Genomic DNA, 12,892 nt, shown 5'->3' on the forward strand with positions numbered 1-12,892 from the left:
ACTGTAATTGGGCAATGGCGTGCGTGCTACCATTGTTTGTTATCCATCCCGTCATTCGATTGACTTTGCAATGAACTCCGAGACGCCTTCCACGCCACCGCCCGACACTCTGGTCATTGCCTCGCGGGAAAGCCGTCTAGCCATGTGGCAGGCCGAGCATGTGCGGTTTGCGCTGCACAAATTATATCCATCTTGCGACGTCAAAATCCTTGGAATGACGACACGCGGCGATCAGATTCTCGACCGGACGTTATCGAAGGTCGGCGGCAAGGGCCTGTTCGTCAAGGAACTGGAAGCTGCGCTTGCCGACGGCCGCGCCGACCTGGCCGTGCATTCGCTGAAAGACGTGCCCATGGAACTGCCGGAGGGCTTCACGCTGAGCACGATCCTCGAACGCGAAGATCCGCGCGATGCCTTCGTCTCGCCGCACTATGCGTCGCTCGAGGAACTGCATGAGGGCAGCATCGTGGGGACCTCCAGCCTGCGCCGCGAAGCCATGCTGCGCATGCAGTTTGCTCATCTCGACGTCCGCCCGTTGCGCGGCAATCTCGATACCCGGCTCGCCAAGCTCGATCGCGGCGATTACGCGGCGATCATTCTTGCCGCCGCCGGCTTGAAACGCCTTGGCCTCGAGTCGCGGATTCGTGTCAGCCTGCCTGTGGAAACCAGCTTGCCGGCCGCGGGACAGGGCGCGTTGGGCATTGAAATCCGTGCCGGCCGAGACGATCTCGCCGCCTGGCTTTCACCCTTGCATCATGAAGCGACGGCCGCCGCCGTCGAAGCCGAGAGGATGGTGTCGCGCTCGCTCGGCGGCAGCTGCGAAGTGCCGCTTGCCGCGTATGCGGACTGGCGCGACGGCGTGCTGCATTTGCGTGGTTGTGTATCGACTGTCGACGGCACGCGGGTTCTGCGCGCCGAAGGTTCCTCGCAGGGCGCTGACGTGCAGGCCGCGCTGGATCTCGGCCGCCGCGTCTCGGCCGAACTCGAAGCACAGGGCGCAATGGACATCGTCCGTGAGTTGAGTACCGCGAGCGGCCCGGGCATTGCTCCCGCTGCTTCGCCTGCCGACTGATGGCGAGCGCTCAGGGGTCCGCTTATTCATCGGGACGGCCGGCGCAGCGACCGGCTGTTGTCGTCACGCGTCCTTCGGGCCAGTCTGCCGCGTTGCTGGCGCTGCTGCAGGGCGCCGGTTTCGAGTCAATCGAGTTTCCGCTTATCGATATCGGTCCGGTAGCCGACGTCGCCCCGCTGCGCGCGGCGCTCGGCGAGTTGTATGCGCCCGCTGAGCTTGGGTTTGCATTGGTCGTGTTCGTGTCGCCGAATGCCATTGATCACGCCTTTACCGCGCTCAGTTCCGCGTGGCCTTCGCATGTAGCGATTGGCGTGGTCGGACCCGGCAGTGTGGCTGCGCTCGCGCGGCAAGGTGTGGCGCCACCGGCCTATACCATCGTCAGCCCGGCGGCCGGCGCAACGGTGACCGAAACACCCACGGACCCCCGTTACGATTCCGAAGCGCTGTATGCCGCTATCGAAACGCATTTCGGCCCTGGCGGTCTCAAGGACAAACGCGTCTTGATCGTGCGCGGCGACGGTGGCCGCGAGTGGCTGGCGGACGCGTTGAGCGCAGCGGGTGCGAAGGTCGAGAAAGTGGCGGCGTACCGGCGGATCGTGCCGGAACCGTCCATGCGCGACTGGGAGCGCATCCACGCCCTGCTCGCAGGCGCTCCCCACGCGTGGCTGCTGACAAGCTCGGAAGGCGTACGCAATCTTGAAGAGCTTGCCCGCGAACATCTCACCGTCGATGAAACCCTGACGCTCAAGCATGTGCCGCTCGTGAGCCCGCATCCGCGTATTGCCGAAGCCGCGCGGCAAGCGGGTTTTGATAGGATTACGGTGTCCGGCGCCGGCGACGAGCGTATCGTGCAGGCACTCAGCGGCATCTTCGCCTCGGCAACGGAAGCAACGGAACACACAGCGAAACAACAAGAACCGGACGCGCAGGTTGCAAAAGCGCAAGAACATGGATACAAGGCCTCGACGGCAGCGCCGTTCAGCCAATCCAGTCAAACCAACCAGGAGTCCGCGCCGACGGGTTCCAGGCCGGCCTCAACGCCGGCTCACCAACCGGCTCAATCACGCATGACTGATTCGATCGATTCGAGTAAAACCGCCCCGCAGTCCACCCCGTCAACCCCGCCGTTGCCGCCGAACACGCCGTTCACGCCCTACGAGTCGCAGCCAAAACAGCGCGGCGGCGGCGCGGGCACCGCGCTGCTGTGGCTGGTGCTGTTGATCGTGGTCGTGGTGGCTGGTGTGGGCGGTTTCATGCTCAACCGCAAATTCGATCAGCGCGACGCGCAATTCGCGCAACGTCTGCAGGCGAACGACACGCAAACGGACGCCTTGCGCGCCCAGGCCGATCAGGCCGCCAGTTCCGTGCAGGCGCTCAATACGCAGATCATCCAGTTCCAGGGCAAACTCACCGACGCGCAGGCGCAAAGCCAGGCGCTGCAACAGCAATACCAGGATCTGGCGAGCAATCGTGACGACTGGACGCTGGCTGAAGTCGAACAGATCCTCTCGAGCGCGAGCCAGCAGTTGCAGCTCACCGGTAACGTCCAGCTTGCGTTGTACGCACTGCAAAGCGCGGACACGCGCCTGGCTGCAACCACGGGTCCGCAGATCGTGACAATCCGCAAGGCCATCGCGCAGGACATGGAGAAGCTGCGCGCAACCCCGTCCACCGATCTCACCGGCCTTGCCATCAAGCTGGATACCGCAATCGATCAGATCGACTCCCTGCCGCTGGCGGGCGAAGCGCCGATCGCGCAGCCGACGGCTCATGCCGATACCCCGCGCGACACCGCCTCCATCGCAGCCGCGACCGGCCAGCCGTATTGGAAAGTTTGGCTGCAGCAGCTTGCCGGCGGTATTGGGCAGCAGTTGTCGAGCCTGGTGACGGTGCGTCGTATCGATAACGCCGACGCGATGCTTGCATCGCCGGATCAGGGTTATTTCGTGCGTGAAAACGTGAAGCTGCGTTTGTTGTCGGCGCGCCTGTCGCTTTTGTCGCGCAGCGAACCCTCGCTCAAGTCGGATCTTCATGCCGCCGACACCGCGCTCGGCCGGTATTTCGATCAGTCGTCGGGCAAGGTCAAGGCGGTTCGCACGCTCCTGCAGCAAGTCGACCAGGCGTCGCTCGCGGTTACCGTGCCTGACCTGAATGCGAGTCTCGCGGCGGTCCACCAGTTCAAGCGAGGCGGATGATGACGATGCGCGGACTCATCTGGTTTGTGCTGCTGTTCGCGGCGGCCGCGGGCCTGGCGCTCGTCGGCGTCTTCGATGGTGGGCAGGTGCTGCTGGTCATGCCGCCTTATCGGGTGGATATATCGCTGAATCTGTTCGTGGTGGCGCTGGTCGTATCGTTCATCGTGATCTACGCCGTGCTTCGCGCCATTCGCAGCGTGCTGAAAATGCCGCAACGGGTGTCGGCGTACCGGACCCGCTCGCGGCTCGCGAAGGCGAATGCCGCGTTGCGCGACGCCATCGGCCATTTGTATGCGGGACGTTTTTCGAAGGCGGAGAAGTCGGCACGCGATTCCCTGAGCGTCGGTGAAAACACCGGTGCCGCCGGGCTGATCGGTGCAAAGGCGGCGCACGAGATGCACGAATACGCGCGTCGCGACGAATGGCTCGCCAAGGTGCAGGACAGCGACTGGCAGGACGCGCGTTTGATGGCCACCGCCGACATGCGTGCCGATGGCCGTGACGCCGACGGCGCGCTGGTCGCGTTGACCGAGATGCAGGCGCAAGGCGGCCGGCGGCTGCATGCGCAGCAGATTGCGTTGCGCGCGCAGCAGCAGTTGAAGAACTGGGGCGAAGTGCTGAAGCTGGTCAAGACGCTGGAGAAACGCGAGGCGCTACATCCGGCGGTCGCGGTGCGTTTGCGTCAGGTCGCATCGGAAAATCTGCTGCGTGACCGGCGTCACAATCCGGACGCGTTGCTGGAGTTCTGGCAGTCGTTATCGGCGACCGAACGGCAATCGCCGCGCTTGGCCGATCTTGCCGCCGAATTGCTGATTGCGCTGGACAGAAGGAACGACGCGCGCAAGATTGTTGAAGAAGCGTTGAATCACAACTGGGACGCGCGGCTGCTGCGGCGGTATCCGGATTGTGCATCGCCGGGCGACGCATTGCCGTTGATCCAGCGCGCCGAAGCATGGCAGAAGGAGCGCACCGAAGACGCGGACCTGATGTTCACGCTTGGGCGTTTGTGCCTGCATCAGCAGTTGTGGGGCAAGGCGCAGGCGTTCCTGGAGTCGGCATTGAAGCTTGCGGACAACGAACCGTTGAAGATTCGTACGCATCGCGCGCTGGCCCGTTTGCACGAGCAACTCGGCGATAGCGAAAAGGCGAGCCTGCACTATCGCGAGAGCGCACTGGCAATGAACGTGGTTTGATTTTTTACGGGCTTTGAATAAACCGCGGGCTTCTTTCTGATGCGCAAGAAGCCCGCGGTTTTTTATTGCGGCATTGGCCGGCGGCCAACCGCGTTCGTTTTACGTGTTGCTGCGCCCGGATGCGGCACGCTCGGCACCACCGGTAATGCGGTCAGCGCGGTATCGTCGGTAGGCGAGAGCAGCATGTTGAGCGAGAGCACGTCGCTGTCGGTCAGGCTGGCCGTGGACGCCTTCAGCTTCAGCGAATTGATCAGCGTGTCATAGCGGGCCTTCGCCAGATCGCGCCGTGCCGAAAAGAGCTGATCCTGTGCGTTGAGTACGTCGATGTTGATCCGCACACCAACCTGATATCCCAGCAGATTCGATTCAAGCGACGTCCGCGCCGATTGTTCAGCGGTTTCCAGTGCGCGAACCTGTGCAAGTCCACTCGATACCCCCAAAAACGCCTGTCGCGCCGATAACGCCGCCGAACGCCGCGCTGTGTCCAGATCTGCTTCCGCCTTGTCTTCCAGCGCCAGCGTCTGGCGCACGCGGCTTTGCGTCGCGCCACCTTCGTACAGCGGAATGGTGAGCTGTACACCGACGGTCGCATTGGTGTAATACGCGCCGTAATTGCCCAGTTCGGCCGCGGCTGCCGGCACGCCCGGTACAAGCGTATTTGCGCCACTGCCAAAACCGCCGCCGAAATTCCCGCCGAAGTTGCCGGCGCCCGCGGCGCCCAGACTGCTCTTCGCGTAGCTCGCGACCAGATCTAGTGTCGGATAATGACCGGCCTTCGCTTTCAATGTCTCGCGCTGCGAGTTCGCAACCGCCAGTTGCTTGAGCACGACCTGATAGTTTGCGTCGCGCGCCAGGTCGACCCATTGCTGCATGTCGGCGGGAACGGGCGGTGGCAGCGTTACGCCCCGCGCGAGGCCATCCACCCGCGTCACCGGATGCCCGACGATCTGCTCCAGCGCCGCCAGCTTCACCTCGAGATCGTTCTGCGCCGCAATTTCCTGCGAGATCGCAGAATCGTATTTGGCCTGGGCTTCGTTGGTATCGGTGTTGGTCGACTGGCCGACATCGAACGAGCGTTTCGCCGATTCAAGCTGCTCGGCAATCGACGCCTTTTGCGAGCGCACGATCGCGACGCTGTCCTGCGCCGAAAGAGCGTCGAAGTACGCCTGGCCGAGCCGCACGATCAGGTCCTGACGGGCCGCCGCGAACTGCGCCTGAGCGGATGTCAGGGCGATCTGGCCTTGTTGATAACCTTGCCAGCTCGCGACGTTGATGAGGGGTTGCGTCAGCGAAACGGTGTAACCGTTGCTGTTGCCCGTCGATGCAGGGAAACCGCCGCCGAGTTCCGTTCGCTGCTCGGTGGCGGTCACCGAGGCCGAGAGTTGCGGCAACAGTTTCGCGCGCGCTTGAGGCAGTTGCTCGCTGTCGGCGGTGAGGCCGGAACGCGCGCTCTGGAGCTGCGCGTCGGTTTCAAGCGCTTCGTCGTAGAGCTGATTGAGACTCACGGCCGATGCTGGCGAGCATGCAAACCCGGCACCTATGCTGCATAGCGCGAGCGTGAACATCGGGCGCATGGGATTCGTCCGGAAGGGGAAAGCGGAAGGGTAGAACGACTAAAACGGCGGCGCGAACGCGGACGGATCAGTAGGTGGGCACGGCCGGGTCGACCTGACGCGACCATGCGTCAATACCGCCGAACAGGTTGAACACGTGCGTAAAGCCGCGGGACTCAAGGAACATGCCGACTTGCGCGCTACGGGCGCCGTGGTGGCAGATGCAGACGATCTGCGCTTCGTCGTCCAATTCTTCACTGCGCGCCGGGATATCGCGCATTGGTATGGCGACAATGTTGGCGAGCTTGGCGGTTTCGATTTCCCACGGTTCGCGGACGTCGAGCAGGACAGGGGCGGGACGCGATGTATCGGCGAGCCATTCGGCCAGTTCGGGTGCGGACAGATTTTGCATGGGATTCCGGTGAAAGTGGTTAGCGACAGCGAGCGGATGGCCCGCCGGTGCTACCCGCACAAACAAACGTGCAGCTTGCAACGTGATGAAACCTGATGAAGCGTGATGCAACTTGATAAAGCATCCGGCTTCGGACTCGCCGCTAAAAAGTGAGCGCGAGTCCGAACCTGAAACCGGGTCGCGTCAGAACTTGAAGCGCGACGGCTGCACGGCGTTCTTGAGCGGCGGGATCAGCGTTTCAAAAATATCGGCGACGCGGAATTGCTTTTCATCCACGCGCGTAATGATTTGCGCTTTCATGACCGGCGCATTGCCGACAAACGCCGCCAGCCGGCCGCCGATCTTCAGCTGATCGAGGAATTCCTGGGGCATGACCGGCAGGCCGCCCGAGACGCAGATCACGTCGTAGGGCTCGCCTTCTTTCCAGCCGAGTGCGCCGTCACCGAGCACGACCTGTGCATTCGACACGCCGTTCGCCGCCAGGTTTTCTTCGGCCAGTTTCGCGAGTTCGGGCTCGATTTCCACGCTGGTGACCGAACGGCCGCGTGCGGCGAGCAACGCCGCCATGTAACCCGAGCCGGCGCCGATCTCGAGCACGACTTCGTGCTTTTTCACGGCCAGTTCCTGCAGCACCCGCGCTTCGACTCGCGGAAACAGCATGTGTTGGCCGGCGGCCAGCGGAATTTCGAGATCCGCGAACGCGATGTTGCGGTACGCGGCCGGAACGAAGTTTTCACGCTTGACGATCGACAGCAGGTTCAGGACGTCCTGGTCCAGCACATCCCAGGGGCGGATCTGCTGTTCGATCATGTTGAAACGCGCTTGCTCGATGTTCATGTTCAGTCTGCGGGTCGATCGACCGTTGGGGTGGAGTTGACGTAAATGCAATGCCCGAAATAAGGCGAAAATCGAGGAGAGATTGTAGCAAATAGCCGGCGGCTTTCGCTGGCGCGTGTTGGCGGGCGTCTGCCGCGATCCCGCCGCGAGCGCGGATCAGTGCGGCAAGCGGACGTCAAGTTTGAGCGTGACCAGCCGTGCGATCAAGACAAATGCGGTCGATATCAGCACGTTGTACACCCCTTCCAGCCCCAGCCAGTCGAGTCCGAGATACAGCCAGCAACCCGCGAACGCGCATACCGCGTAGGGGCGCGAATCGCGCAGGATCAGCGGCACTTCGTTGCACAGCACGTCGCGCATGATGCCGCCGAACACCCCCGTCACCACGCCCATCATGGCTGCCGTGAACGCGGGCATGTCTGCATCGAGTGCAATCGAGGTCCCGGAAATGCTGAAAAGGCCCAGTCCGATGGCGTCTGCAATCAGCAGCGCGCGCTGGTCGAACAGGCGCGTGGTCGTGCGCAGCAGGAACGGCGCAAAAATCGCCATGATGAAGATGACGATCACGTAGTCTTGATGCAGGACCCAGTAAAACGGCCGGCGCGACAGCAGCACGTCGCGCATCGTGCCGCCGCCAAAAGCCGTGGCGAGCGCCACCAGAAAGGCTCCCACGGCATCCAGCCGGCGCTTTCTCGCTTCAATCAGGCCGGAAATCGCATACGCGAAGATCGCGAACGCCTCCATGATGGAGATGGCCAGCGTGAGCCTGGGATGCACGGTTACGGCCCCTTTCGCTGGTCGCGCCGGTGGTCCGGATCGTGATCGCCGTGGGACCGGGGACCCCGGTCCTGCGGATGACCGTGATACTGCGGCGAACTGCCCGGTTGCAGCAGCACGAGCACGGCGCCCGCGCCGCCGTCATGCGGCCGCGCCTGACAGAACGCGATCACTTCCTCTTTCTGCACGAGCCACGCGCGCACCTTGCCCTTGAGCACCGGTTCGCGTCCGATCGACCCTAATCCCTTGCCGTGGATCACGCGCAGGCAGCGCAGCCCGCGTTTCACCGATTCACGGATAAATTCCGACAGCGCCTCGCGTGCCTCCTCGCGCCGCATGCCGTGCAGATCGAGTTGCGCCTGCACGATCCACGCGCCGCGCCGGAGCTTGCGCACCACTTCCTGACGCACGCCGTGGCGGCAATAGGAGAGGGTGTCGTCGGTATCGAGCAGGCTTTCGGGGTCGTATTCGTCGGAGAGCGCTTCGTGCAGCACGGCTTCTTCGTCAAGGCGCGTCTGCAGCGGCAGCGGCGACGGTGGCACGCGCGGCAGCGGCACGCGGGGCGGCACTTTCAGCGGTTCCACCTCACCGATGGAACGACGGAACACATCCGCGTCCGCAACGGCTTCGCGCTCGGCCACCACCGCGGCGGCGCACTGTATCTTGCGTTTGGCCGCAGCGGCCTCGAGTGAGCTGCGCAACGCGCCGAGCCCCGCAAGACCGTCGCGTTTCAAGGCCGCCGACACTTCCTCCACCGTCGGTGCAGCGGCCTTCGGCGCAGCGGCAGCGGTATTGGGCGCCGACGCGGCGTCGCGCTGGCGTTTCAGCTTGGGTTCGTTCGGATGGGGCAGGTTCTTGGGCATTGCACGGCAGAAGAAGATGCACGGCGGCGAAATACGAATCACGCACGAATCACGCCGCTCCGGAAACCCTTTTTAACATGGGCAGAGGAAAAATCGGCGCGGAGGATAGTTTCGTAGCCGTTTTCACCCCCCTCAAAACGAAAACGCCGGCCGATCCAGAGGATCGCGACCGGCGTTTCTTTGTCCCCGGCAAACCGGGGCGTATTCAGGCGGCGCGGAACTTCGTGTCGTCGTTCGACCCGCCGCGCCGCGCGTCCAGCCGCCTACCGTTCCGCTTCGGCGCTCATCGAGTGCACGGCGGGATTTTCGTTGATGCTTTCAAGATAACGCTGGGCATCGAGTGCGGCCATGCAGCCCGTGCCGGCGCTGGTCACAGCCTGGCGATAGATGTGATCCTGCACGTCGCCAGCGGCGAACACGCCCGGAATACTCGTGCTGGTCGCATTGCCTTGCAGGCCACCGGTCGTGATGATGTAGCCGTTTTTCATCTCGAGCTGGCCAACGAACAGGTCCGTATTCGGCTTGTGGCCGATCGCGACAAACACACCTTGCAGCGGGACGTCGCTGGTCGTGCCTGTTTCGGTGCATTTGATGCGCAGGCCCGTCACGCCGGAAGCGTCACCCGTGACTTCGTCGAGCACGTGGTTCCACTTGATGTCGACCAGGCCTTCCTTTTCCTTCGCGAGCAAGCGGTCGATCAGGATCGGCTCGGCACGGAACTTGTCGCGCCGATGAACCACCGTCACCTTCTTGGCGATACCCGCCAGGTACAGTGCTTCTTCCACGGCCGTGTTGCCGCCGCCGATCACCGCGACTTCGCCGTTCTTGTAGAAGAATCCGTCGCACGTGGCGCAAGCGGACACGCCCTTGCCCATGAACGCTTCTTCCGAAGGCACGCCCAGATATTGCGCCGATGCGCCCGTCGCAATGATCAGCGAGTCGCAGGTGTACTCGCCCGAATCGCCGATCAGGCGGATAGGCCGTTCGGTCAGCTTGGCGGTGTGGATGTGATCGAACACAACTTCGGTGTTGAAGCGCTCGGCATGTTCCAGCAAGCGCTGCATCAGCTCAGGACCTTGTACACCCAGTGGGTCGCCGGGCCAGTTTTCGACGTCGGTGGTGGTCATGAGTTGACCGCCCTGCGCCAGCCCCGTGATAAGCAACGGCGACAGGTTGGCACGCGCCGCGTAGACAGCGGCGGTGTAGCCGGCGGGGCCGGAACCAAGAATCAGCACTTTTGCGTGTTTGGGCGAAGACATGAGAGCAATCCGTTGTGGTTAGGGCCGAACCGTTGATCCGCTTTGATCTGCGTTGATCGGCTTTGATCTGTTAACGATTCATGTCGGCTTGAGCGCGCGGACGGGTGAAAGTCGCTTGTGGCGGCGAACCGCATGCCACGCACTGGTGCCGGTGACCTGTAGTTAGGTGCGAGTTCGCCATTATAAAGGCCGTGAAGAAGGCCCGCCGAGTGATCCTTTCAATGGCCGCCATAGCACGCTCCGGGGCCCGCACCCTGCAACACGAGTGTTACAGGGTGAAACCGCAGACCAATTTTGCCCGAGCATCGCAACGCAGCGTTTACAATGCGTCATTAAACCTGTTGACCCGGCGCACCCCATGTGGCGGGTCAGAAAGCCTTACGGATCAATGGCAAAAGCTACCTATTCTCCAAGCGCGCAGGCATTGCCGCACCGCATGTCGCGTCTTTTTACCGAGATTCGATGGATCTTGCAGGTCGCGCTCGGCGTGTTCCTGCTCATGGCGCTGGTGAGCTACAGCCGCCACGACCCAAGCTGGACCCACGCCGCGCAAGTCGACCAGATCGCTAACTGGGCGGGCCGCGTGGGCGCGTGGACAGCAGACATCTTGCTGCTGTTGTTCGGGCTCTCGGCTTATTGGTGGGTCGTGCTGCTGGTGCGGCAGATCATCGCGAATTATCGGCGTATTACGAATCACGAAGCGGCTGACGCTGACGAAGCGCCGTCGAAGGACCGCACGTGGCTGGCCGAGGCGTTCGCGTTCGTGCTGGTGCTGGCCGCCAGCGACGGTCTCGAGGCGTTGCGCATGTGGTCGCTCAAGGTGCAGATGCCGCGTCAATATGCATCGGGCGGCGTGGTTGGCGAGGCGGTCGCGCACGGGGTGTCCCACGCGCTCGGTTTCACCGGCGCGACGCTGTTCCTGCTGGTCGCGCTGGCGATCGGTTTGTCGCTGTATTTCAATTTCTCATGGTTGTCCGTCTGCGAAAAAACTGGCGACGCCATCATGGCGACCATCACCGGCGCGAGAATGCGCCGCGAGGCCGGCCGCGACCGCAAGCTCGGTGAAGCCGCGGCCGAGAAGCGCGAAGGCAAGGTGGTGCGCGGGCGCGTGAAGATCGAGGAGCAGGAGCCGGTCATGATCGTGCCGCCGGTCGCGCCGGCCAAATCGGCGCGGGTGGAGAAGGAAAAGCAGGTGCCGCTTTTCACCGATCTCCCCGGCGACTCCACGCTGCCGCCGCTGGCTTTGCTTGACGCCGCGCCGGAAGTGAAGGAAACCATCTCCGCCGATACGCTCGAATACACGTCCCGTCTGATCGAGAAAAAGCTGAAGGATTTCGGTGTGGAAGTGGGGGTGGTGGCCGCGTATCCCGGGCCGGTCGTGACGCGCTACGAAATCGAGCCGGCCACGGGCGTGAAGGGCTCGCAGATTGTCGGGCTGGCGAAGGATCTGGCGCGCTCGCTGTCACTCGTCTCCATTCGTGTGGTCGAGACCATTCCGGGCAAGAATTACATGGCGCTGGAGTTGCCTAACCAGCGCCGCCAGACCGTGCGTCTGTCCGAGATCCTCGGTTCGCAGGTTTATGCCGATGCCGCTTCTCCCCTGACCATGGGTCTCGGCAAAGATATTGGCGGCAAGCCCATCTGCGCCGATCTCGCGAAGATGCCCCACTTGCTGGTGGCGGGTACCACGGGCTCGGGCAAGTCGGTGGGTATCAACGCGATGATCCTGTCGCTGTTGTACAAAGCCACCGCCGACGAAGTCCGCATGATCCTCATCGACCCGAAGATGCTCGAAATGAGTGTCTACGAAGGCATTCCGCATCTGCTCTGTCCGGTCGTCACTGACATGCGGCAGGCCGGCAACGCGCTCAACTGGGCGGTCGCCGAGATGGAACGCCGCTACAAGCTCATGAGCAAGATGGGCGTGCGTAATCTTGCGGGCTTCAACAACAAGATCGACGAAGCCACCAAGCGCGACGAGAAGATCCCCAATCCGTTCAGCCTGACGCCGGACGAACCGGAACCGCTCAACCGCTTGCCGACCATCGTGGTCGTGATCGACGAACTCGCCGACCTGATGATGGTGGTCGGCAAGAAGGTGGAAGAGCTGATCGCGCGGATTGCGCAGAAAGCGCGTGCGGCCGGCATTCACCTGATTCTTGCCACGCAGCGGCCGTCGGTCGACGTGATCACCGGTCTGATCAAGGCCAACGTGCCCACGCGGATGGCGTTCCAGGTGTCGTCGAAGATCGATTCGCGGACCATCCTCGACCAGCAAGGCGCGGAATCGCTGCTGGGCATGGGTGACATGCTTTATCTGCCGCCTGGCTCAGGGTTGCCCGTGCGCGTGCATGGCGCGTTTGTGTCGGATGAAGAAGTGCACCGCGTGGTGGCCAAGCTGAAGGAACACGGCGAGCCGAACTACATTGAAGGCATTCTTGAAGGCGGCGTGCTGGGCGATGGCGAGGACGGTGCGCCAGGTGGTGCAGGTGCGGGCGGTGGAGAAGGCGAAGCCGATCCGCTCTATGACCAGGCTGTCGAAATCGTTATCAAGAACCGGCGTGCATCGATCTCGCTTGTGCAGCGGCATCTGCGGATCGGTTATAACCGGGCAGCACGGCTGCTCGAACAAATGGAAAATTCGGGGCTCGTTTCGGCGATGTCATCGAACGGCAATCGCGAAATCCTCACGCCCGCGCGTGAAGCTGAATAAGGCTTTCTGGAGAGTTTT

Annotated in this window: 10 protein-coding genes; 4 read left to right on the forward strand and 6 right to left on the reverse strand. The window is 62.9% G+C overall.

The features are described from left to right. The first annotated feature begins 70 nt into the window (after positions 1-70). Genes hemC through ABH944_RS36155 form a run of 3 tightly spaced genes read left to right on the forward strand, consistent with a single transcriptional unit; the run spans position 71 to position 4,460 of the window. On the forward strand, positions 71-1,072 hold the full coding sequence (gene hemC, locus ABH944_RS36145; RefSeq protein WP_404612551.1) for a hydroxymethylbilane synthase: 1,002 nt from the start codon (positions 71-73) through the stop codon (positions 1,070-1,072). Beyond that, positions 1,072-3,267, forward strand: a complete 2,196-nt coding sequence (gene hemDX, locus ABH944_RS36150) for a fused uroporphyrinogen-III synthase HemD/membrane protein HemX (protein ID WP_404612549.1) — start codon at positions 1,072-1,074, stop codon at positions 3,265-3,267. The genes hemC and hemDX overlap by 1 nt, the downstream gene beginning before the upstream one ends. Then, a complete protein-coding gene (locus ABH944_RS36155; protein ID WP_404612671.1) occupies positions 3,267-4,460 on the forward strand; it encodes a heme biosynthesis protein HemY in 1,194 nt (397 codons plus the stop codon). The genes hemDX and ABH944_RS36155 overlap by 1 nt, the downstream gene beginning before the upstream one ends. A 62-nt stretch (positions 4,461-4,522) precedes the next feature. On the opposite strand, the gene ABH944_RS36160 is transcribed toward ABH944_RS36155, so the two are convergent. The 6 genes from ABH944_RS36160 to trxB all read right to left on the reverse strand — a co-directional run bounded on the left by ABH944_RS36160 (position 4,523) and on the right by trxB (position 10,161). Beyond that, entirely contained in the window at positions 4,523-6,034 is a 1,512-nt protein-coding gene (locus ABH944_RS36160; RefSeq protein WP_404612547.1) for a TolC family outer membrane protein, read from the reverse strand. A gap of 67 nt (positions 6,035-6,101) precedes the next feature. Further along, positions 6,102-6,425 carry a rhodanese-like domain-containing protein gene (locus ABH944_RS36165; protein ID WP_062080895.1) on the reverse strand — a complete coding sequence of 108 codons (324 nt, stop codon included), beginning with the start codon at positions 6,423-6,425 and terminating at the stop codon, positions 6,102-6,104. 183 nt (positions 6,426-6,608) lie between these two features. Beyond that, positions 6,609-7,262, reverse strand: a complete 654-nt coding sequence (locus tag ABH944_RS36170) for a protein-L-isoaspartate O-methyltransferase family protein (protein ID WP_404612544.1) — start codon at positions 7,260-7,262, stop codon at positions 6,609-6,611. 156 nt (positions 7,263-7,418) lie between these two features. Next, entirely contained in the window at positions 7,419-8,039 is a 621-nt protein-coding gene (locus ABH944_RS36175) for a trimeric intracellular cation channel family protein (RefSeq protein WP_404612542.1), read from the reverse strand. A 2-nt stretch (positions 8,040-8,041) separates the two neighbouring features. Further along, positions 8,042-8,902, reverse strand: a complete 861-nt coding sequence (locus ABH944_RS36180; RefSeq protein ID WP_404612540.1) for a Smr/MutS family protein — start codon at positions 8,900-8,902, stop codon at positions 8,042-8,044. A gap of 263 nt (positions 8,903-9,165) precedes the next feature. Next, positions 9,166-10,161 (reverse strand): thioredoxin-disulfide reductase, encoded by a 996-nt coding sequence (trxB, locus tag ABH944_RS36185; protein ID WP_097261487.1) that lies wholly within the window; start codon positions 10,159-10,161, stop codon positions 9,166-9,168. 388 nt (positions 10,162-10,549) lie between these two features. On the opposite strand from trxB, the gene ABH944_RS36190 reads away from it, so the two are divergent. Further along, complete coding sequence (locus ABH944_RS36190; RefSeq protein WP_404612538.1) at positions 10,550-12,874, forward strand: DNA translocase FtsK; 2,325 nt, start codon at positions 10,550-10,552, stop codon at positions 12,872-12,874. Positions 12,875-12,892: the final 18 nt, after the last annotated feature.

Origin of the sequence: Caballeronia udeis (assembly GCF_044909315.1) — a bacterium.
Lineage (GTDB): Bacteria > Pseudomonadota > Gammaproteobacteria > Burkholderiales > Burkholderiaceae > Caballeronia > Caballeronia udeis_A.